This is a genomic window from Serratia oryzae (assembly GCF_001976145.1).
GTDB classification, from domain to species: domain Bacteria; phylum Pseudomonadota; class Gammaproteobacteria; order Enterobacterales; family Enterobacteriaceae; genus Chania; species Chania oryzae.
In genome coordinates, this window is sequence record NZ_MOXD01000001.1 from 321,224 (window position 1) to 342,932 (window position 21,709).

Here is a 21,709-nt window from a genome sequence, read left to right on the forward strand (position 1 = left end):
ATAGGTACAAGGTGTTTTAACCGTTATGTCGAATGTTTCTATCAATGCCGCGCAAGCCGTACTGGGTCACTCGGTGGCGCGTCGCTATCAACAGCGGCCTGGGCGATGGATGGTGGTTTCTGCAGTCCTGCTTTCATTGCTGGCGCTATTGCCGCTGGGATTTGTGATTGGCGTAGCCATCGATACCGGTTGGCAAACGGTTAAAACCCTGGTTTTCCGCCCTCGGGTCGGGGAACTGCTGATCAACACCCTACTGCTGGTCGTACTCACCCTGCCGATTTGCGCGCTGTTGGGTGTTGCGCTGGCCTGGCTAACGGAACGTACCCGGCTACCGGGCCGTCGTATCTGGTCCGTTCTGGCCATCGCCCCGCTGGCCATTCCAGCCTTTGTGCAAAGCTATGCCTGGATCAGCCTGCTGCCCGGCATGCACGGCTTGGCCGCTGGCGTATTTATCTCGGTAGTGGCCTATTTCCCGTTTATCTATTTGCCAGTTTCAGCGGTATTGCGCCGCCTCGATCCGGGGATTGAAGACGTTGCCACCTCGCTGGGAACAAAGCCGCTGGCGGTGTTCTTCCGGGTGATTCTGCCGCAGCTTAAACTGGCGATCTGGGGGGGCTCACTGCTGATTGCGCTGCACTTATTGGCAGAATATGGGCTGTACGCCATGATCCGCTTTGATACCTTTACCACCGCGATTTTCGATCAGTTCCAGTCCACCTTTAACGGCGCGGCGGCCAATATGCTGGCTGGCGTGCTGGTCTTGTGTTGCCTGGGGCTGTTGGTGGTTGAAGCCGCCAGCCGTGGACGAGCACGCTATGCGCGCGTCGGTTCTGGCAGCGCGCGCAGCCAGAATCCCTACCCACTCAGCCCCGTTGCCGGAATGCTCTGCCAGTTACTGCCGTTGGCACTGACCGCACTGGCGTTAGGAGTGCCGTTTATTACGCTGACACGCTGGCTCTATCTGGGCGGTTTTGCCATCTGGGATAACAGCGATCTGTGGCCCGCGCTCCGGCAAACGCTGGCCTTAGCCGCCAGTGGCGCGCTTATCATCACCCTGTGTGCCATTCCCATGGCCTGGCTTTCGGTGCGCTACCCGGCGCGGCTCTACCGGGTGCTGGAAGGCTGTAACTACGTCACCAGTTCATTACCCGGCATTGTGGTCGCGCTGGCGCTCGTCACCATTACTATCCATGCGTTCCGGCCAATTTATCAAACCGAAATTACCCTGCTGCTTGCCTATTTGCTGATGTTTATGCCCAGAGCGCTGATCAATCTGCGGGCAGGCATTGCACAAGCGCCGGTCGAGCTGGAAAATGTGGCGCGCAGCCTGGGGCGCACGCCACTGCAGGCTTTGTGCAGCACCACGTTACGTTTAGCGGCTCCCGGTGCCGCGGCCGGTGCCGCCTTGGTTTTCCTGGCGATCACCAATGAGCTTACCGCTACCCTACTGCTCGCCCCGAACGGCACCCGTACCCTAGCTACCGGATTCTGGGCGCTGACCAGCGAGATAGACTATGTGGCGGCCGCGCCCTATGCCCTGATCATGGTGGTTTTGTCACTACCGCTAACCTGGCTTCTTTATTCTCAATCTAAACGCACGGCAGGATTATGAGTACGCTTGAACTGCATGACATTGGTAAGTCCTATAACGGCGTGACGGTCCTTGAAGGTATTCATCTTCGGGTCGCCGAAGGCAGCCGCACCGCGATTGTCGGCCCCTCTGGCTCAGGAAAAACCACGTTGCTGCGCATTATTGCCGGCTTCGAAACCCCGGATCAGGGGCAAGTGCGGTTGCAAGGTAAAACGTTGGCCGATAATGGAGTATGGATCCCGGCGCATCAGCGCGGCATCGGGTTTGTGCCGCAAGATGGCGCCCTGTTTCCCCATTTCAGCGTTGCGGGCAATATCGGCTTTGGTTTGAAAGGCAGCAAGCGGGAAAAACAGCATCATATCGATCGACTGATGGATATGGTGGCCCTGGATCGGCGTTTGGCAAGCTTATGGCCGCATGAGTTATCCGGCGGCCAGCAACAGCGGGTGGCGCTGGCCAGAGCGTTATCGCAACAGCCAACCCTGATGCTGCTGGATGAGCCTTTTTCAGCACTGGACACCGGCCTGCGGGCGGCAACGCGCAAAGCGGTGGCAGAGCTGTTGGCCGAAGCCAAGGTTGCCTCGATCCTGGTGACTCACGATCAGGCCGAAGCTCTCTCCTTTGCCGATCAGGTCGCGGTGATGCGCAACGGGAATCTGGCCCAGGTAGGTCAGCCACAAGAGCTTTATCTGCGGCCGGTGGATGAACCCACCGCCACGTTTCTGGGGGAGACGCTGGTGCTTTCCGCCAACCTGGAGCACGGTTGGGCGGACTGCGTGCTGGGCCGCATTGCGGTGGACGATCGCCTGCGCCGTGGCCACGCGCGCATCATGCTGCGCCCGGAACAGATCCAGCTTGGCCTTTCTCCGCAACCCGCGCAGCGCCAAGCGGTGGTCACCCACATCGACTTCGCCGGTTTTGTCTCCACGCTTAGCCTGTTCATGGCCGACAGCCATGAAACCGTAGAGATTAAAACCATCAGCCGCGAAGGGATTAGCGTCGGATCAAACGTCAGCCTGAGCATTCTCGGCCAGGCGCATATCTTTGCCGACTGATCCCCAGGCCGGGCACCCTGCCCGGCTCGCTTAGCGGCAACTCTTATCGTGCCGTACTTTCTTCGGCATCAGCAAGTAATCCACCACCGCCTCATCCACGCAGCTATTCGTTCCCGTTAACGCCAGCGTATGACCATCGCCTTCACGGGTGATCAGCGGGCTTTTGAATCCAGCCGACATTGCCAACGCATTATGGTATGGCGTGAGCGGATCATAATGCTGGGCAATAAACAACAAGGGGGGCAGCAGCGGGGAAACGACCGGCGTGTGCGGTTTGTCTTGGCCGGGATAAGGCCAGAAATCGCACGCTTCGAGCGGGTATTCATGCAGGGGCAGATAGTTCGGGAAGGACGCCGCAGTGTTGATTTGCTGACGTGCTCTACGCAACATCAGCCAGTCTTTACTGAGCCGAGCAACATCGGTGCAGGCGATCACCGTTTGCGCATCATCAGTGTTCGGGGTATAGCCTGCGTCGATTAAATCGGTCACTTCATCATCAGCAGTCCCAGCATCGATTTTACGCAACGCAGCGGCAAGCTCGGGCCAACGCTCATGCCAAGGCAGTAAGCTACGCGTCAGCGTGATCACATCATCCGCCGAGATTTCATAGCCAGACTGCGTGACCAGCGGCGCATCATGCAGCTTGTGCAATAGTGCGTGATACAGCTGGATCGCCCGGTTCGGCTCGCTGGTCAGCATGCAAGATGCGGTTTTCTCGCAGTAATCGGCGAAGCGCAGGAAGCTTTGCTGAAAACCCCGCTCCTGATTGATGCGCTGAGTGAAATCATCCTGTGAAATATCCACCACACCATCCAGCACCAGTGCGCGGGTTTTCTTTGGGAAGCGCTCGGCATACAGCGCCGCCACTTTAGTGCCGTAGGAGTAGGCTACGGCGGTCAGCGCCGGTTCACCCAGCGCCTGGCGAATGGTATCCAGATCGTGTACCGCCGCTTGGGTGCCCATCTGTTGTACCACATCACCGCTCGTCTGTTTGATACAGGCCGCAACCAGGTTCCGTTGCTGTTGCTCCAACCCCGGAATATCGTTCTCATCCGGCAAAGGCGCTTCTTCACTTTCCGTCAGCCGGCACGAGATTTTCGGCGTTGATTGCCCCACGCCACGCGGATCGTAACCAATGATATCGTAGTATTTATGCAGCTTCAGCGCGGCACCCTGCTCGGAAATCGGTGGGTTGATGCCAGGCTGCCCTGGCCCATCGGCAATCATCACCACACTGCCCTTTTTACCCCCTAGCGCGGGCAAACGCGTGAGCGCCAAGCGCACGGTTAGGGCTGCGCGCTGATGGTAGTCCAGCGGAGCTTCGACATAGCCACATTGTAATTCTGGGGGCGGAGGCCCGTCTGTGAACCAGTGTTGAAAAGCCGCACTATGGCAAGGTTGCCAGTGGATAGTTCCTTCTGTCACAGCGCTGGTTTTCACCAAGGGCTTGGCATAAACCGGCATTTGCACCGCAACGGCCAGCAAAAACAGAACACGGAATGCAGACATGGCGAGTCCTTTCAACAACGTTGTTGCTCGGATTTTATAGCCCCGATATTAAACAGCCTGCCAACAAAATGCGGAAGCCATTATGGTTAGTTTTTTTGTTATATATCTTTTACCTATCACTGCCATTGTTTAATAAAACCACTACCATCGAACGCTAGCGCAATATCGGCATCTCGGCGCACATCGATGCCGGAAGGCGTTATTCTTTTACCGCCACCACCATCGGCTCCGGTTTGATACACATAGCGGAAATAACCCCAATCACCAGGCAAGCAATGCCGCACAGCGTCAACAACGGTGGCCAACTGTGGCGTAGCATAAAGGTATAGGCCAGCCCGGCCAGAGTCTCGAACACAATCAACGGCCCGAGCAGCACCGTCGGCAAACGTTGGCTCGCCTCATTCCAGCACAGCGTACCTATCCATGAACACAAAATGCCAATGATGATCATCAGCGGTATAAAAACTTCCGGCCTTGGGCCGAGTGGCAACGCAAACTGCGGCTGCGTCAGTGCCAACTGCCCGCACACCAGCAAATACCCCACCAATGCCAGCGGCAGCGTTACCACCCCCTGCGCTGTCGCCCAAGTCATTGGCCGCTGATGTCGATTTGCGCGCAACCAACGCGCATTGCGCAGCGGGAACCAGGTCCAGCAAGCCACGGCCAATAAGGCCAGCAGCAATCCGCTGAGATAGCGCCAGGCATCCACGGCCACCTCCTTACCCATCAGTTCGGCAATATTGACCAGCAGCAGCCCGGTAACAATCAGCACCAGGGCCGGGGTCAATGCACGCCAGGAAAGCCGGCCATCGTGCTGGCCGTACAACAGATTGGCGCTGACAGAAATCACCACCGGTAACGTACCAATTATCATGGTCGAAACCGGCGCGCCGGTGCGCTGAATCGCGCTGGCCAGGCACAGGTAATAAAGCAGATTACCGATGGCGCTCAGTTTCAACGCCTCCAGCCAATCCTTGGGCCGCAATTGCCGTAAACGGCGGCGATCGAGCCACGCCAGGGGCAGCGCGATCGCACCAAAGGCCAGATAGCGCCCGGTTGATTGCAGGGCCGCCGGATAATCCGGCACCAATACCGGGCCGACAAAAATCAGCCCCCACATCAGCCCGGCAGACAAGGCAAACAACACGCCAAAAAACATAATAACGTCCTTATCTATGCCGTTATGCGCCATCAGCGCAAACATAGCGGCAGCAATGCCCTACGTCCTGCACGTCGGAAGTGGGTTTCATGCTCCAGGTAATAGGTGATGTCATTAAAATCAAACCTACACTGCTGTGCTTCAGGCTGGCGCAACAGCCGCAGGATCATTAAAGGTTAAACAATGATAGCCAGAGGAAAAGGATAGTTTATAACAAGAATCGATTTATCATTCCCCTATTGCGCCACGTCACAAGGTAATAAAAAAGCCACAATAAGAGGGTTGAAGATTACCGACCCTGTTCTATATTTAACCGCATGGTTAAATTATCCTCGTCACAACTGGACGCCATTTTTCATGCATTGGCCGATCCGACAAGGCGCGCCATCCTGCATACGCTGGCTGAAGGCGAACATAGCATTGGTGAACTGGCAGCACCTTTCGAGATGTCGCTTGCGGGTGCATCCAAGCATATTAAAGCGCTGGAGCAGGCTGGGCTGGTGCAACGAACCGTGCAAGGAAGAAACCATATTTGCCAGCTTGATCCCGAGCCGATGGCGCAAGCCATGTATTGGCTGCAAACTTATGAACATTTCTGGAATGAGCGGTTGGACGCACTGGAGCTCGCGTTGCGGCACGCCGACTCAAGGAGTGAACCATGAACGATTACGGTATGATCATTGAACCCGGTACGCTGCGTATTCAACGGCTGTTGCCTGGCCCGCTTGAGCGAGTCTGGGCCTACCTGACCGAATCGGACAAACGCGCCACCTGGCTTGCCACCGGTGAAATGACGTTGCAGAAAGGTGCCACAGTTGAATTGGTGTTCTGTAATTCTGAGCTGGCTGGCGAACATGAAAATCCACCGGCCAAATATAAGCAATATGGCGGTAAAGTCACCAACACTGGCCATATTACCTGTATTTTTCCCCCGCGGCTGCTGAGTTTTACCTGGGCAGAACAGGGCGAAGGCCGCCCTTCCGAAGTCACCTTTGAGCTGGTGGAACAGGGCGATAACGTGCTGCTGACGGTGATCCACCGCCGCCTGCCCAATCGCGATACCATGCTCAACGTCGCCGGTGGCTGGCACACTCACCTGGATATCCTGCGCGATCGCCTGCAGGAGCGCCCTCCGCGCCCGTTCTGGGCCACTTTTACCCAGATGGAAGATGAGTATCGGGCAAAGCTGTAATTGCCGCTCTCCTGGGGATGAGCGTTTTTCTCATCCCTGAGTTCCCCTTAAAATGCCAGCAACCGTTGCAGGGCCGCTACTGGTTGCCCTTGCCTGTTGAAGCTTGCACGATACCAAAGGCTCTCTTTCTGGGTAGTGACCTTTTCCACTCCCCATGAGTGACGAACAATAGAAAGAAGCGTTTTAGCGCTGTCAACGCACTTTAACAGCACCCCAAATGCAGCAACCACACCCAAGCCCAAGATCCACCAATTGGCCTGATGCCAAAGCTGAAAAATCAGCATCAGCCCTGTGCCTGCTTGAATGATAAATTTAACCACGAACGCGCGCAGGAAAAAGGCGTGCAGATGCTCCTGAAAGGCAAAACATGGATTCGTTAATACGCTACGGGTTTCCTGAACGGGAATGCCCTGTACGTAAACCGTCCACTGCGAATGTTCTTTTGGGATCACCACCAGGCCCTTTTGTGCCAATTGATGTAACCGCATAGAGGTTGCCACAGGGATGACCAAACCCGCCAATAGGCAATAAAATACTAACGCATTGATGCCAAACAGTGCCAAACCGATCGCGAGGAATACCATCAAAACTATTTTCCCCGAGTAAAACCAAAAAGGTGCCACTTGGTAATTCATAACATCCCTCTCATTGTTATCTTCCCCATATTTTAATCCGTTACCACAATAAACCACACCAACGAAAGGCTATAATGCGCTGAAACTTTGCAGTAAGCCTTCTTGTATCACGCTTGGAAATGGAGCCGCTATGCGCCAACGTATTATTGTTTGCCCGTTAATTGAGAACGACAACGCTTATCTATTATGCAAAATGGCCGCACATAAAGGCGTCTTTCCCGGCCAGTGGGCACTGTCTGGCGGTGGTATGGAGCCGGGAGAAACCATCGAAGAAGCGTTGCGCCGCGAGGTGCGTGAAGAACTGGGCGCCGCCTTGGTGCTGGATCGCATTCAGCCCTGGACCTTTCGCGACGACGTGCGGATAAAAACCTATGAAGACGGCAGCAAAGAGCAGATCTACATGGTTTACCTGATTTTTGACTGCCACGCCGCCAATCGCGAGATCACCATCAACGATGAGTTTGCCGATTACGCTTGGGTGAAGAAAGAGGATCTTGCCCGTTACGATCTGAATGAAGCCACCAAGTACACGCTGCAACAGCGGGGCTTACTGGATTAAAGGGGCAACGGTGGATAAGCGAGCCTCTGATAACAGAGGCTCACCGAATACCCCAAATATGTTGGAAAAAGCTGGAACGATAACGCGGTGGCACCGCGTTCAGCGCGATGCGATCTTTTTGCAGCGCTGCCGTCTCGGCACTATCCGCCTGAATTTGCCGTGCCCGCTAATAATCACTGATTTCATCACTTTTTAACCTCCCCTGATGCGCTATGCTCAAAAACTCTGCTGAGGCCAAGATTACTGAAACGGGATTTCTATTATGTCTGCGCCGTTGTTGTGCTCCGCCAGGAGCCACCTATGAGTGGTTTTTTCCGTGCCAGTGCGCTGCCGTTGTTGGTCGCTGGGGCGTTCTTTATGGAAAACCTTGATGGCACGGTGATCGTCACCGCCATGCCGCAAATGGCGGCGTCCTTTGGTGTACAACCGGTGGATATGAGCATCGGTGTGTCTGCCTATATCCTGACCCTGACGGTGTTTATTCCTGCCAGTGGTTGGATCGCCAACCGCTTTGGCGCACGCAATATCTTCGCCGCGGCGTTGGTACTCTTTACTCTGGCTTCAATATTGTGCGCGCTGAGTACCAGCCTGCCGTTTTTTACCGCAGCTCGCATCTTGCAAGGGTTTGCCGGTGCGCTGATGGTGCCGGTCGGCCGCCTGGTGGTTTTACGTAACACCGCTAAAGCCGACCTGATTAAGGCTATTGCCACGATCACCTGGCCAGGGTTAGCCGCACCGGTCCTCGGGCCGCCGATCGGCGGATTCATCACCACCTATGCCTCTTGGCACTGGATTTTTATCCTCAACCTTCCCTTAGGGATCATCGCGCTATTCTTTGCCTGGCGTTTGATCCCGCCTGAAGCAGCACAAAAAGGAGTGCCGTTCGACGGACTGGGGTTTGTGCTGACCGGGGTGGCCTGTTTTGGTTTGATGTTTGGGCTGGATCGGGTCAACAGCACGCAGCTTTCCTGGCTGGTGCCCACCTTGTGCCTGGCTGGCAGCCTGGCATTGGCGGCGTTGGCAGTGCGTCATGCCAAACGTTTTGCCTATCCGCTGGTCGATCTGTGGGCATTGCAGATAAAAAGTTACGCCGTCACAATAGGGGGTGGCACGCTGTTCCGCATGGCTATCGGTGCCGTGCCTTTCCTGCTGCCGCTGCTGTTCCAGATTGGCTTCGGGTTAAACGCTTTCGATGCCGGGCTGCTGGTGCTGGCGGTGTTTGCCGGTAACTTGCTGATGAAGCCTTTTACTTCCGCCATTCTTTACCGCTTTCGCTTTCGTACCACGTTGGTGGTTAACGGCCTATTGAATGCCGCCACCATTTTCGCCTGCGCCCTGCTCACGCCGCAAACGCCAACCTGGCTGATTGTGGCGCTGCTGTTTGTTAGCGGGCTAACGCGCTCAATGCAGTTTACCGCCCTGAATACGCTGGCATTTTCCGAAGTGCCGCAGCCGCGTATGAACGGAGCCAATACGCTATTCAATATGGCGCAACAGATGGGCAGCGGTCTTGGCATTGCCATCGGTGCGTTGGCGCTGCGTTTAGCGGAAATGCTGATGCCACGCCCAGACGGCGGCGTAACGCTCGCCGATTTTCATCTGGCTTTTGTGGCGATCGGCGTCATCGCCTTGCTGGCGGTGCTGGATAGCTTTACGTTGGGTGGCGAAGCGGGGAATGTCATCCGCCAGAAAAAATCCCACCCGGCAATTTCTGAAAAAACAATGGCAACCAAGGCACGCCAAAACCGGTGACACCGATGTTAACCAAACCCACGACCAGCTTGTTATGTGCCTGGATGCGGGGATCAACCTGTTCGATACTGCCGATGTCTACTCTGCTGGCAAATCCGAAGAGATTCTCGCTCAGGCCTGGCTACTGGCCCGCCCGACGGTGACTTCGCTGGCGATCGGCTATTGCTCGCCGCCCGCCTGCAGCAAAAATAAGTCGCATCTGACGCCAATCAACGTATTATCAACGATCCGCCCTGCTTTTTCGGGGGCGGGTTTTTGCCGTTTTGGGCCTGAAAAGCGAGGTAATAATAATGAATCACAGTGACCTTTCTCAGTGCCGAGTGAACACCGATCGGTTGTTGATTGCCCCTTTTACCGCCGCAGATGCAGGTGATGTCTACCAGGCGATAACCCCGACGCTGACGCGTTTTATGAATTTTGAACCAGAGGAATCCCTCGCGGCTTTTGCCAGCGTTTGGGAAAATTGGCTACCGTTGATCCGTGAAGGCGAAGAAGCCATCTTTGTGGCCCGCATGCGCGACAGCAAGCAGTTTGTCGGCATGGGCGGTGTGCACGGCCTGCGTACGCCCACCCCGGAACTGGGTGTCTGGGTGAAAGAAAGCCTGCATGGTCAAGGCTATGGCCGCGAAATCACCCTGGCGATCGCCGCCTGGGCCAGCGCGCGTTATCACCCACAATACTTTATCTATCCGGTTGCCGAACAGAATACCCCAAGCCGTCGCATTGCCGAATCCCTGGGGGGCATAATCAAAGGCCGGCGCGAGAATATCAAATATGACTGCGTGGTCTATCACCTGCCGGCGATCGCCGGTTAAATTTGCCGAGGCGATAGCGCCGCGCTAGAGTGGACGCAGGGTAAAAACAGTTGAGGAACAGTAAGATGATCATTTTTGTTACGGGTGCCACATCCGGCTTTGGTGCAGCCATTGCCCGCAAGTTTGTGCGTGAAGGCCATCAGGTGATTGCCACTGGCCGCCGCATGGAGCGCCTGGAAGAGTTGCAAGCAGAATTGGGTGAAGCACTACACATCGTGCGTTTGGATGTTCGCAATCGTGCGGCAATTCAGCAGGCGATCGCCGCATTACCCGCCGAACTGCGCCAGATCGACGTTCTGGTCAATAACGCCGGGCTGGCGCTGGGCCTGGAGCCTGCGCACAAAGCCAATGCCGACGATTGGGAAACCATGATCGATACCAATACCAAAGGGCTGGTGAACATGACTCGTGCACTGCTGCCTGCCATGGTGGAGCGCAATGTCGGCCACGTGATCAACATCGGTTCTACCGCGGCCAACTGGCCTTATGCCGGTGGCAACGTGTACGGTGCAACCAAAGCCTTTGTGCGGCAGTTCAGCCTGGGCCTGCGCGCCGATTTACACGGCACCCATATTCGCGTCACCGATATCGAACCGGGCATGGTGGGTGGCACCGAGTTCTCTAACGTGCGTTTTAAAGGCGATGATGGCAAGGTAGACAAAACCTATGCCGGTGCCAATGCCCTGACGCCGGAAGACGTCGCCGAATCGGTGTTCTGGGTAGCGACCTTGCCTGCGCGCGTTAACATCAACACGCTGGAAATGATGCCAGTCTGCCAGTCCTTTGCCGGTTTAAGCATCCACCGCGAGTCATGATCCCAACTGGCAGGGCCAACGCGCCCTGCCGCTTTCCGTTTACGCCGTGCGCCAACCGGCTACGATGATCAGCATCCCGGCTAATGCCACCCCCGCGCCCAGCCAGTCCATCGCCGACAGTTTCACACCGTCCACCACCCGCAACCACAGCAGTGCCGTTGCCACATAGACACCCCCATAAGCGGCATACACGCGCCCGCTGGCGGCTGGGTGCAGGGTCAGCAACCAGACAAACAGCATCAGGCTGGCTGCGGCAGGTAACAACAGCCAGGTAGAAGCACCTTTTTTCAGCCACAGATACGGCAAAAAGCAACCGACAATTTCTGCAAGCGCGGTCGCAAAAAACAGCAAAGTCGTTTTTAACATCAGTGACATATTCTCTCTAAAAATTAAACGAACACCGCGCTAGGCTGGTGTAATGCAAGATCGCGATGATATATTTAGCCCAATGTTACAGCGGGTGTCGCCGAATGACGCAACGCTAACTTATAAGGATGAAATAATGAAATCACTCTCTATTCAGCGACTGATGTGCGGGATGCTACCCGTCGCGATGTTGATATTGGCGGCGAGCTGGCAGGCTCCGGCCTTGGCAGCAAACTGCACCCAAGGCAGCACCTGTGTCACCGTCAACGGTGATAGCGCGGCGAACGGCCAACAGGCGCAGCAAAGCAAGGAACAGTGGGATGATACCCGTTCCCTGCGCCGCAAGGTGAATACCCGCGTTGAAAAAGAGTTTGATAAGGTCGATCGCGCCATTGATGACGAAGAGAGCTGCAACAACAGCTACAACGTCAATGCCTATTGGGAATCCACCACCCGCAAGTGTCTGGATCGCCAAACGGGTCGGCCGATTAATCGTTAAGCGGACAATGGGATTAAGCCATCCGGCGGAATGCTGTTATCCTGTCAAAGGAAATTCATTCTCAAAAAAGGGTTGAATGATGAAAAAAGCATTGGTACTCACGACATTACTGCTGGTTAGCGCACCATTAACCGCCCTTGCCGCCGTCTCTTCATGCGAAACCGTGAAAGCGGATATCGCACAGAAGATCGTCAACAACGGCGTACCCGAGTCGGGTTTCAAACTGGAGATTGTGCCTAACGATCAGGTTAGCCAGGCCGGTGGGCTGGTGGTTGGCCACTGTGGCTTCGACACGCAAAAAATCGTCTACATTCGCCTGCACAACGGTGATGACGGCGCTGATGCAGCACAGACCGGAACCTCTCAGGATACCAAGACGGCGCAATAATCTGTGCAGGGCGCACCTTCAGGCTGCGCCCTTTCTGTTTTTACACCGGCTCCACCTCTTCACCTTCACCCTGTGGCCGACGACGCGCCGGGATCAGCATGGCCGCTGCCAAAGCAAACAGAGACAACAGGGCCGACACCAGGAACACCCAGTGCATCGAGGCTGCCACCTGCTGCGTCAGGCTGGCCAAGGTTTCTGGCGACATAGCATTTCTTGCCGCCGGGTCCATCAGCTGTTGCACCGGATCGACCGTCTCTGGCAAACGCATTTGCAAGTTGATATTGAGCGTCGCACCTAAAATAGCGGTACCGATCGCCGATCCCATCATGCGGGTAAAGACGGTACAGGCGGTGGCGATGCCGCGAATGCTGAAATGTGCCGCATTCTGTACTGAAACCAGAAACGTGGTGTTGCATAGTCCCATCCCCGCGCCCACCATAAAGGCCGCTAAACGCCCCCACAGCAAGCCCCCCGCAGGTTGCAGCAACAGCAGAATCAACCCACCGCTGACCAGCAGCAAAGCCCCCAACAGCGCGGTAGTACGATAAGAGGTCAACAACATCAAGCGGCCACTTAAGGTGCTGGCCAACGGCCAACCGATCGACATCAGCGCCAGCGTGGTGCCCGCTTCCAGCGGCGTTCCACCTTTCACCCCTTGGATAAAGGTGGGTAAAAAGGCACTGATCCCCATCATGGCGGCACCAATCACCACGCCGCCGATGTTACCGGCCAAAATCACCCGGTTCTGCCACAACGCGAGCGGAAATAAAGGCTCAGGAGCACGGCGCTCCTGGCGGATCAGCAGTAGCAAAGCGACCAGCGCTACACCCAGTAATGGCACCACCCACCAACCCAACATTTCTGCCTGCAACAGCGCCAGTAATAAGGCGGTGACAAAAAGCGTCAGCCAGGCGGTCCCCGCCAGGTCCAACGCATGCTGACGCACTTGCTGCCTGGCGGGCAGATAACGCCCCAGGAAAAACATGGCCAGCAGGCCGATCGGCAGGTTGACCCAAAATACCAGCGCCCAAGGCAGATGCTGTACAATGAACGCGCCGAGCAATGGGCCAATAATCGCCGAAACGCCCCACACGCTGGAAATATACCCCATCACTTTAGGGCGCTCGGTAGCGGTATAAATATCACCGATGATGGTGGTGGCAATCGGCATAATCGCCCCTGCGCCTAGCCCTTGCAGCAGACGAAACCCAATCATCCAATACATGTTGGGTGAAAAACCGCACAGCACAGAGCCGAGCAGAAACAGCGAAGCCCCAAAGAAGAAGATACGTTTGCGGCCATACAGATCCGCCAGCCGACCGTATATCGGAATAGTTATCGCCTGCGTCATCAAGTAGACGGCAAAAACCCAGCCCAACAGCGAAAAACCGCCAAGATCGCCAATTATCGTCGGCATCGCCGTAGCCACGATGGTGGCCTCGATGGCAGACATAAACATTGCCAGCATGCAGGCGATGAGAATCAGCGGCCGGTGGGCTACGGGTGCAGGTGAAAGGTTATTTGTCATCGGTGATTCCGGTCTTTTATTTCTCACCGAGTATACCGTTGTGCCTCATCAAAACCACCCGATTGTTTTGCGAGCACGGAAAAGCATCATTGCCATTTAAAGTGACGTTGTCACACAATTAAACGAAAGAAAATAATAACCATTATTAATCAATAAGTCATTTTAAGCGCTGATAAAAACAGTATAAAAATAAGGGGTATATGCTATGGCAGATCGTCAACAATGAGTTAACATGGTAGAGTGCTATGCACAGTATATTGAATTATAAGTAATTTCCTAGACGAACCCACAGGCTGCATCACGCCTGTCTCATCGTTAAAACCTATCTCAATGATAGTTAAGGGCAATTGAAGAATTTGATTTCAGTCAAGTCGCAACGCCTTGAGACATGGCAACCTCGGCAGCCCGTTTTTTTATCAGCGAGCTCGGATGTCGGGCAACTTGGCAGCTAAACTCATTGGAGTGAGATCATGATTAAAAGAATTATCCTAGGATGTGCCATTGTAGCGGTTGTTGGTTATTTGGGGTTTGTCGGCTATGTCTACCATTACGATCAGCAACGCGCCCCTGCCGTTGCCGATAGCAGGATTGATGCTCTGTTAACCCGTTACGGATGTGACTATTGTCATACCGCTTCGGCCAAATTGCCCTTCTATGCCGAACTGCCGATCGCCAAACAGTTGATGGAATATGATATTCGTACTGGCAGCAGGCAGTTTACCCTTGATGCTACCCGCACCGCTTTGCAGCAAAAAACCGCTGTGCCAGAGGCCGATCTCGCCAAACTGGAGTTCGTGTTACAGAACCAGACTATGCCACCGGCGCTGTATAAAGTGATGCACTGGTCCGGCAATATCAGTGATGCTGACCAGCAGGAGCTGTTGAGCTGGATCCGCCAGCAGCGTGAGCAGCACTATGCTCGCCCGGATACTCCGGCAGAGCTGCGTGGTGCCGTGTTGCGGCCTTTGCCAGAATCACTGCCCACCGATCCACAAAAAGTGGCGTTGGGCTTCCGCTTGTTCCACGATCCACGCCTGTCGAAAGATAACAGCATTTCCTGCGCGCATTGCCACCAACTGGGTGCCGGTGGTGTAGATGGCCGTGTCTCTTCACTGGGTGTAAACAACCAGTCAGGCCCGATCAACGCACCAACGGTATTCAATGCCGTTTTCAACATCGCACAATTCTGGGATGGCCGCGCGAGCGATCTGCAGGCACAGGCCGGTGGCCCACCGATGAACCCGATCGAAATGGCCTCGGGTTCCTGGAACGATATTATCGCTAAGCTGGAAAAAGACGCACAGTTGAAAGCAGACTTCCAGCGGGTTTACGCCAACGGTTTTACCGGTGACAACATTACCGATGCGATTGCCGAATTTGAAAAGACGCTGATCACGCCAAACAGCCCGTTTGATCGTTATCTGAAAGGGGATGAAAGCGCCCTGACCGCCCAACAAAAGCACGGCTACCAATTGTTCCAGCAGAACAAATGTGGCACCTGCCATACCGGGGTTAACCTTGGCGGCCAGTCCTATGAAATCATGGGGGTAAAAGCGGATTACTTTGCCGCCCGTGGGAATCCGACCGATGCCGACCTTGGGCGTTACAATGTCACTAAAAATGAAGCCGACCGCAATCGCTTCAAAACGCCAACGCTGCGTAATATCGCTCAGACCGCGCCTTACTTCCATGATGGCAGCGTCACTTCGCTGAATCAGGCGGTGAAGGACATGCTGAAATATCAGGTCGGCGTTACCCTGCCGGAGAGCGACGTCAACGATCTGGTGGCTCTGTTGGAAAGCATGAGCGGTAAATATCAGCCTGCTACACCACCGGCCAATTAATACTTTCACCACTACGCCAGTGATCCCGTAAATATTCACTGGTTTTCAGGTGGGCAAGCCAGCACAATGCCCACCTGAACCTTTCATTTTTCTCACAATTTCCCGAAATATGAAACGATGGGCCCATCTACACCACTACCGCGCCCTGTTGCGTCGCTTATCTATTGCCATCTTTTTGGGCATTTCGGCTGCGCTGGCCGTCTGGTTGTTCCACCGCAGCATGCTCGGGCTGGAGTTGCTGCTGTTGGGGCACGACAGCGGTAGCCTGGTAGCCGCCGCCGCGGCGCTCCCCACTTGGCGCAGAGCGCTCACCCCGGCGCTGGGGGGATTGGCGGCCGGATTGTTGCTGTGGATTTTTCAGCGCTATCGGCATCAGCCCTCTGCGGCCCCTACCGATTATATGGAAGCAATAGAAACCGGTGACGGGCGGCTGGATGTTTCTGCCAGCCTCATCAAGAGCCTTGCCTCGTTACTGGTGGTCTCCAGCGGTAGCGCAATTGGCCGCGAAGGGGCGATGATCCTGTTGGCGACGCTGGTCGGCTCGGTTTTTGCCCAACGTTTTACCCACGCCAGAGAATGGAAGCTGTGGATGGCCTGCGCAGCAGCGGCCGGCATGGCCAGCGCCTATCATGCGCCGCTGGCGGGCAGCCTGTTCATTGCCGAGATCTTGTTCGGTACGCTGATGCTGGCCTCTCTCGGGCCGGTGGTGATTGCCGCCGTCAGCGCCTTGTTGATGACCAACCTGCTTAACGGTGGCCAAGCGCCGTTGTATCTTGTCGTTCCTCTACTGCCCCCTTCGCCGGTGCAATATCTGCTGATGGCGCTGTTAGGCGTCTTGGCGGGCGTTTCTGGCCCGCTGTTCCTGTGGGCGATGGCCGCCAGCGGGCGCGCATTCCGCTCGCTGAACCTCATTCCCCCCTTCCAACTGGCGCTGGGTGGGTTGATCGTTGGGCTGCTTTCTTTGTTGTTTCCTGAAGTCTGGGGGAACGGTTACAGCGTGGTGCAATCTTTGCTCAACGCGCCGCCGGGCCTATTACTGCTGGCCGCGATTCTGATCTGCAAGCTGCTGGCTGTGCTGGCCAGCAGTGGCTCTGGTGCGCCTGGAGGCGTATTTACCCCGACATTATTCGTGGGAGCCGCGCTGGGTTCGCTGCTGGGGCAACTGTGTGCGTTCTGGCCGGAACTGGGAAGCGCAGTGCCGATCCTGATGGCGCTGACCGGTATGGCAACCCTGTTGGCTGCAACCACTCATGCGCCGATCATGGCGGCGTTGATGGTATTTGAAATGACCGGGGAATATACCCTACTCCCCGGAATGCTGCTGGCTTGTGTGATCGCTACAACCATCGCGCGTGGGTTACGCCCGCGGTCGGTTTATCACAACGCGTAACGATCCATCAGGCTGGTGATATCCAGATATTGCGCCAATTCGCGCTGTTCGGCGCGTGGCAGATAAGGGATCTCACCCAGCAGCGGTGCGGGAATGCGTTGCTGCAGTGCGTCGATGGTTTCAGCATAGTGCGCTAAACCGGGATTAATGCGGTTGGCGACCCATCCCAACAATGGTAAGCCATCGTTAAGAATCGATTGGGCCGTCAGCAACGCATGGCTGACACACCCCAGCTTGATGCCAACCACCAGGATCACCGGCAATTGTTCCTGCACCACCCATTCAGCATAAGGGCGCAGATCGTTCATCAATACGCGCCAGCCACCGCTGCCCTCGACCACCACGGTGTCGGCCTTGGTGGCAAGATGCTGCAACCCACGGCTCATCACGCCGTAGTCAATATCCTGCGTAGCATGAGCGTGAAAGACCTCATCCAGACAGGTGATCGGGTTAATTTCTTCATAAGACAAAGGCATAGAGGACGAAGCCTGCAGAACCAAAGCGTCTTTATTTCGAATGCCTTCGCTGGTTTCCTGGCAACGCGCCGCAATGGGCTTATACCCTGCCGCTGAGCGGCCCTGTGCAGCAAATGCCTGCAGTAATCCGCGGGAAACCACGGTTTTACCTACGTCGGTATCCGTGCCTGTAACAAATAAACGCTTTAACATGAATAGATTGCCCTGAAATGCTCCGTTAACTAAAAGATCGCCACCAATCGCAGCGCGAGTAGCCTGACAGTGAAAAGTCTAGGGGATGCAAACCAGAAGGAGCTTGAGGTAGCTCAATATTTTGGCGGTAAACATTAAGAAACTCTGATAGAAGAGTTTTACATTAGCCCTGTAACAGTTTTACCAGCAACGAGCCGTTATATAACGCTTCTTTGACCAAGGCCGCACCCGGCATGGTGCCCTGATTGAAAAACTGAGTGGATTCAACCTGCACATGCTCACTGTAAGCGGGTAAAGATTGCTGGCGGATGCAAGCAGCAATCGCCGGGTGGAGGATTTCGGCGGCGCGGTTCAACGGTGAGCCTACCAGGATCTTTTCCGGATTAAACAGGTTGACCATGATCGCCACAATGCGCCCAACGCTGTGCCCAACGCCAAGAATGATGTCTTTAGCTAGCTGATCGCCGGCCAGCGCAGCATCACACAGGGATTCGACGCTCAAGGGAGCGCCATGCAGCATGGAGGTCATTGAGCCCCCCAAACGTTGCTGGGCGATTTCCAGCATGTTTTCGATGCTGGCGACCGTTTCCAGGCAGCCGTGATTGCCGCAATAGCAGCGCTTGCCGTAAGGATCCACCTGAGTATGGCCAATTTCCACCACGCTGCGGCTACCGGCATGCAGAACGCGGCCATTGGTGATCACTCCCGCCCCCACGTTATGATCGATCACCACCTGGATAACATTCATGCTACCGCGCGAAGCACCGTATAAAGCCTCGGCCATGGTCCAGGCACAAATATCATGCTGCAGATAGACCGGCAACCCGGTGAGCGAGGCTAATGCCGGCCCCAGCGCCATCTCGTGCACATCATAGAACGGCATCCGGTGGACAATGCCCGACGCGGTATCGATCATCCCCGGCAAGGTGATAGCGATCGCCGTTAAGCGCTCCAGCTTGCTTTGATGGCGGATAAAAAAGCGGTCGATCTCGCCCACGATGCGTTGCAGTAGAGGGTCCGGATGTTCAGCATCAAGCGGCAGCAGTTCTTCAACCACCATTTTGCTGCTGAGATCGCGCAGCGCCAGCGTAATGGTTCCCCGGCTGATGCGGGCAGAGAGGTAATGCCAGGCTTCGGTATCCAACACCAGGCCGACCGCCGGGCGGCCACGGCTACCGATTTCCTGATATTCAGTTTCTTTCACCAAGTGCGCTTCGAGTAACTCACGCACGATCTTGGTGATACTGGCGGGCGCAAGCTGTGCGCATTTTGACAATTCGATGCGCGAAATCGGCCCCAACTGATCAATCAGCCGGTACACTGCCCCTGCATTGGTTTGCTTGATCTGATCAATATGCCCAGGCTGCCCATCCGCAATCACAAACCTGCTCCTACTATTTTTCGCGCTTCTAAATAAAGACTAAAGGCTATGGTGGGGCTTTTGGAATACAGCGTCAACTATTTGATTCGTTATGTGATTAACAGCACAAATTCACCGATATTTAGCCACAAAGCGAGTTTTATTTGTGCAGGTTCAGCATTAACGCCATCAGGGTTTGGGCGGCAACGGTCAGCGGGCGGTTACGGTGATGAACCAGCCAGACTTCAGTCATCGCATCCGGTTCAGCCAACGGGAGATAGGTGACGCCGTCAATTTTCACCCGGCCAAATGACATCGGTAGGATAGAAATCCCTAATCCGGCGGCCACCAGGCCAATGATCGTCATTGCCTCGCCCACTTCCTGAGTAATGTAGGGAGAGACGCCAGCATTGGCCAACAGCGCCAGAATTTCATCGTACAGCGCCGTACCCACCTCACGGGAAAAGAACACGAAAGGCTCTTGCGCCAAATCGGCGAAACGCAGCGTACCGGGGGCCATTTGGGTAAGTGGATGACCGTTCGGCACCACCGCCAACAAGGGTTCGCACAACAGCAGTTGATGCTGGAGCGCATCCGGTAAGCGAGTGTTGCGCATAACGCCCAGATCCAGTTCACCATTCAGCAAGGGTTCGAGCTGCTGTTTGGTATTGACCTCGCGCATTTTGATATGCACGTTCGGCGACAACTGGCGAAATGCCCGCAGGCTGCGTGATACCACGCTGATAAAGGGCGCGGAAGAGGTAAAACCGATGGTCAACTCGCCGATCTCACCGCGCTCAAGGCGAGCGGCCTTCTCTGCCGCACGGTTAACCTGATCGAGTACCTGATAAGCCTCTTTGAGAAACATCTCCCCGGCCTGAGTCAGCCCGACGTTGCGGTTATTGCGTGCCAGCAAACGTGCACCGACCATCTCTTCCAGCGCTTGGATCTGCTGGCTCAGCGGTGGCTGAGAAATCCGTAAGCGTTCCGCCGCACGGCCAAAGTGCAGCTCTTCTGCGACGGCGACAAAATAACGCAGGTGTCTGAGCTCAATATTCATATTTTAAAAGTCTCAATTGTAATGATTAATATATTAGACAAAAAACTGCCCTCTCCCTATCATTTTGTGACTCAAGACGTGTTTTTATTCTTCCGAACCCGGTAAGGAAATGCTGTGACAACCCCAGTGCGTTCTGCGGCCACCACACCGCTAACGCTGACTCCGCATGATGACGCTAGTGCCTTAGCCAAAACCAGACGCTCAACGCTGAACAAACTGCCCTTTATCGAACGTGGTACCTCGCAATTTACGCGCGTCACCTTGGCATTGTTTTCCGCTGGTTTAGCCACTTTTGCTCTGCTGTATTGTGTACAACCCATTCTGCCGGTGCTTTCGCAAGATTTTGGCATCTCTCCCGCCGAAAGCAGCCTTTCGCTCTCCTTCTCTACCGGATTATTGGCTATCGGCCTGATGTTCACCGGCCCACTGTCCGATGCCGTTGGCCGCAAGCCGGTGATGGTCGTGGCCTTACTGCTGGCGGCGATCTGTACGCTGATTTGTGCTTTTATGACCAGTTGGCACAGCATTCTGCTCATGCGCGCCCTGATAGGGCTTTCACTGAGCGGCGTTGCAGCGGTTGGCATGACCTATCTGAGTGAGGAGATTCACCCCAGCTTTGTCGCCTTTTCGATGGGGCTGTATATCAGCGGCAACTCCATTGGCGGCATGAGCGGGCGTTTGGTTACCGGGGTGCTGACTGATTTCTTCTCGTGGCGCATTGCCTTGGCGGTTATTGGGCTGTTCGCGCTGGCGGCCGCCTTTATGTTCTGGCGCATTTTACCGGCATCAACACATTTTCGGGCCAGTTCGCTGCGCCCGCATACCCTGCTGATCAACTTTAGGCTGCATTGGCATGATAAAGGGCTGCCGCTGCTGTTTGCCGAAGGTTTCCTGCTGATGGGCAGTTTTATCACCATGTTCAACTATATTGGCTATCGCCTGTTGGCCGATCCCTACCATCTCAGCCAGGCCGCCGTTGGGTTGCTTTCCGTGGTTTATCTCACCGGTTCGTACAGCTCACCCAAAGCGGGATCCCTGACGACCCGCTTCGGGCGCGGGCCCGTGCTGCTGGTTTCAATCCTGATTATGCTGGCTGGGATCCTGATCACTACTCTGGCACCGCTCGCGGCGATCTTTATCGGTATGATGCTGTTTACCGCTGGGTTCTTTGCCGCGCACTCGGTTGCCAGCAGTTGGATCGGTCGCCGCGCGCGCCGCGCCAAGGGCCAGGCTTCGTCGCTGTATCTGTTCTGTTATTATGTAGGTTCCAGCGTTGCCGGAACCCTGGGTGGCGTGTTCTGGCACAGTTTCGGTTGGAGCGGCGTGGTGACATTTATCAGCGCGATGTTACTTTTAGCCCTGTTGGTGGCGCGCTATCTGAAGAAACTGCCGGAAGCCACGCGTGTTTAAAAGGGCGATATCTCCCTGTTTGGCTTGAACGACTCGGTGGTTAATAGTGCTAAGGGGCTGAAGTTGCCCCTTTCTTTGTGTTTACGTCTAATGTATGTTGTAACTAAAAAAGGA

General features: G+C 55.3%; 21 protein-coding genes and 1 pseudogene. 14 read left to right on the forward strand and 8 right to left on the reverse strand.

Annotated elements, in window-relative coordinates:
• Window positions 1-25: 25 nt before the first annotated feature.
• Window positions 26-1,612 carry an ABC transporter permease gene (locus BMI79_RS01515; RefSeq protein ID WP_076940069.1) on the forward strand — a complete coding sequence of 529 codons (1,587 nt, stop codon included), beginning with the start codon at window positions 26-28 and terminating at the stop codon, window positions 1,610-1,612.
• Window positions 1,609-2,646: an ABC transporter ATP-binding protein gene (locus tag BMI79_RS01520; RefSeq protein ID WP_076940070.1), complete on the forward strand. Its 1,038-nt coding sequence runs from the start codon at window positions 1,609-1,611 to the stop codon at window positions 2,644-2,646. Before BMI79_RS01515 ends, BMI79_RS01520 begins: the two co-directional genes overlap by 4 nt.
• A 30-nt stretch (window positions 2,647-2,676) precedes the next feature.
• On the opposite strand, the gene BMI79_RS01525 is transcribed toward BMI79_RS01520, so the two are convergent.
• Together BMI79_RS01525 and BMI79_RS01530 are read right to left on the reverse strand one after the other, a co-directional pair.
• Complete coding sequence (locus BMI79_RS01525; protein ID WP_076940071.1) at window positions 2,677-4,155, reverse strand: alpha/beta hydrolase; 1,479 nt, start codon at window positions 4,153-4,155, stop codon at window positions 2,677-2,679.
• Window positions 4,156-4,354: 199 nt separating this feature from the next.
• Window positions 4,355-5,314: a DMT family transporter gene (locus BMI79_RS01530; RefSeq protein ID WP_076940379.1), complete on the reverse strand. Its 960-nt coding sequence runs from the start codon at window positions 5,312-5,314 to the stop codon at window positions 4,355-4,357.
• A gap of 317 nt (window positions 5,315-5,631) precedes the next feature.
• Here BMI79_RS01530 and BMI79_RS01535 point away from each other — a divergent pair, with 317 nt between their 5' ends.
• Both BMI79_RS01535 and BMI79_RS01540 read left to right on the forward strand, forming a co-directional pair.
• Entirely contained in the window at window positions 5,632-5,976 is a 345-nt protein-coding gene (locus tag BMI79_RS01535) for an ArsR/SmtB family transcription factor (protein WP_076940072.1), read from the forward strand.
• Window positions 5,973-6,506, forward strand: a complete 534-nt coding sequence (locus BMI79_RS01540; protein ID WP_076940073.1) for an SRPBCC family protein — start codon at window positions 5,973-5,975, stop codon at window positions 6,504-6,506. Before BMI79_RS01535 ends, BMI79_RS01540 begins: the two co-directional genes overlap by 4 nt.
• A gap of 47 nt (window positions 6,507-6,553) precedes the next feature.
• Here the strand turns inward: BMI79_RS01540 and BMI79_RS01545 are convergent, their stop codons facing one another.
• On the reverse strand, window positions 6,554-7,141 hold the full coding sequence (locus BMI79_RS01545; protein WP_076940074.1) for a hypothetical protein: 588 nt from the start codon (window positions 7,139-7,141) through the stop codon (window positions 6,554-6,556).
• Window positions 7,142-7,271: 130 nt separating this feature from the next.
• Here BMI79_RS01545 and nudI point away from each other — a divergent pair, with 130 nt between their 5' ends.
• From nudI to ydfG, 5 genes and pseudogenes are all read left to right on the forward strand, one after another.
• On the forward strand, window positions 7,272-7,700 hold the full coding sequence (gene nudI, locus BMI79_RS01550; protein WP_076940075.1) for a nucleoside triphosphatase NudI: 429 nt from the start codon (window positions 7,272-7,274) through the stop codon (window positions 7,698-7,700).
• A 300-nt stretch (window positions 7,701-8,000) separates the two neighbouring features.
• Window positions 8,001-9,452, forward strand: a complete 1,452-nt coding sequence (locus BMI79_RS01555) for an MFS transporter (protein WP_076940076.1) — start codon at window positions 8,001-8,003, stop codon at window positions 9,450-9,452.
• Window positions 9,433-9,570, forward strand: a pseudogene (locus tag BMI79_RS24465) (aldo/keto reductase); the annotation flags it as partial. The gene BMI79_RS01555 and the pseudogene BMI79_RS24465, both read left to right, overlap by 20 nt.
• Window positions 9,571-9,742: 172 nt before the next feature.
• Window positions 9,743-10,267: a GNAT family N-acetyltransferase gene (locus BMI79_RS01565; RefSeq protein ID WP_076940077.1), complete on the forward strand. Its 525-nt coding sequence runs from the start codon at window positions 9,743-9,745 to the stop codon at window positions 10,265-10,267.
• A 65-nt stretch (window positions 10,268-10,332) separates the two neighbouring features.
• Window positions 10,333-11,082 carry a bifunctional NADP-dependent 3-hydroxy acid dehydrogenase/3-hydroxypropionate dehydrogenase YdfG gene (ydfG, locus tag BMI79_RS01570; RefSeq protein WP_076940078.1) on the forward strand — a complete coding sequence of 250 codons (750 nt, stop codon included), beginning with the start codon at window positions 10,333-10,335 and terminating at the stop codon, window positions 11,080-11,082.
• A 39-nt stretch (window positions 11,083-11,121) separates the two neighbouring features.
• Here ydfG and BMI79_RS01575 read toward each other — a convergent pair whose 3' ends face one another.
• Complete coding sequence (locus tag BMI79_RS01575) at window positions 11,122-11,448, reverse strand: YnfA family protein (protein WP_076940380.1); 327 nt, start codon at window positions 11,446-11,448, stop codon at window positions 11,122-11,124.
• A gap of 136 nt (window positions 11,449-11,584) precedes the next feature.
• On the opposite strand from BMI79_RS01575, the gene BMI79_RS01580 reads away from it, so the two are divergent.
• Together BMI79_RS01580 and BMI79_RS01585 are read left to right on the forward strand one after the other, a co-directional pair.
• A complete protein-coding gene (locus tag BMI79_RS01580) occupies window positions 11,585-11,947 on the forward strand; it encodes a DUF1283 family protein (RefSeq protein WP_076940079.1) in 363 nt (120 codons plus the stop codon).
• 79 nt (window positions 11,948-12,026) lie between these two features.
• The gene (locus tag BMI79_RS01585) at window positions 12,027-12,335 is read left to right on the forward strand and encodes a DUF1161 domain-containing protein (RefSeq protein ID WP_076940381.1); all 309 of its coding nucleotides are present in this window, start codon (window positions 12,027-12,029) and stop codon (window positions 12,333-12,335) included.
• Between the two features lie 40 nt (window positions 12,336-12,375).
• On the opposite strand, the gene BMI79_RS01590 is transcribed toward BMI79_RS01585, so the two are convergent.
• A complete protein-coding gene (locus BMI79_RS01590) occupies window positions 12,376-13,863 on the reverse strand; it encodes an MDR family MFS transporter (RefSeq protein ID WP_076940080.1) in 1,488 nt (495 codons plus the stop codon).
• A gap of 473 nt (window positions 13,864-14,336) precedes the next feature.
• On the opposite strand from BMI79_RS01590, the gene BMI79_RS01595 reads away from it, so the two are divergent.
• Window positions 14,337-15,707 carry a cytochrome c peroxidase gene (locus BMI79_RS01595; protein ID WP_425272339.1) on the forward strand — a complete coding sequence of 457 codons (1,371 nt, stop codon included), beginning with the start codon at window positions 14,337-14,339 and terminating at the stop codon, window positions 15,705-15,707.
• A gap of 109 nt (window positions 15,708-15,816) precedes the next feature.
• Window positions 15,817-17,097 (forward strand): voltage-gated ClC-type chloride channel ClcB, encoded by a 1,281-nt coding sequence (gene clcB, locus BMI79_RS01600; protein WP_076940082.1) that lies wholly within the window; start codon window positions 15,817-15,819, stop codon window positions 17,095-17,097.
• Here the strand turns inward: clcB and bioD are convergent.
• The 3 genes from bioD to BMI79_RS01615 all read right to left on the reverse strand — a co-directional run bounded on the left by bioD (window position 17,085) and on the right by BMI79_RS01615 (window position 20,185).
• Window positions 17,085-17,765 (reverse strand): dethiobiotin synthase, encoded by a 681-nt coding sequence (bioD, locus tag BMI79_RS01605; protein ID WP_076940083.1) that lies wholly within the window; start codon window positions 17,763-17,765, stop codon window positions 17,085-17,087. The two genes, clcB and bioD, sit on opposite strands and share 13 nt — an antisense overlap.
• Before the next feature lie 163 nt (window positions 17,766-17,928).
• A complete protein-coding gene (gene mlc / locus BMI79_RS01610; RefSeq protein WP_076940084.1) occupies window positions 17,929-19,146 on the reverse strand; it encodes a sugar metabolism global transcriptional regulator Mlc in 1,218 nt (405 codons plus the stop codon).
• Between the two features lie 139 nt (window positions 19,147-19,285).
• The gene (locus BMI79_RS01615; RefSeq protein WP_076940085.1) at window positions 19,286-20,185 is read right to left on the reverse strand and encodes a LysR family transcriptional regulator; all 900 of its coding nucleotides are present in this window, start codon (window positions 20,183-20,185) and stop codon (window positions 19,286-19,288) included.
• 126 nt (window positions 20,186-20,311) lie between these two features.
• Here BMI79_RS01615 and BMI79_RS01620 point away from each other — a divergent pair, with 126 nt between their 5' ends.
• Complete coding sequence (locus BMI79_RS01620; RefSeq protein ID WP_208611167.1) at window positions 20,312-21,595, forward strand: MFS transporter; 1,284 nt, start codon at window positions 20,312-20,314, stop codon at window positions 21,593-21,595.
• Window positions 21,596-21,709: the final 114 nt, after the last annotated feature.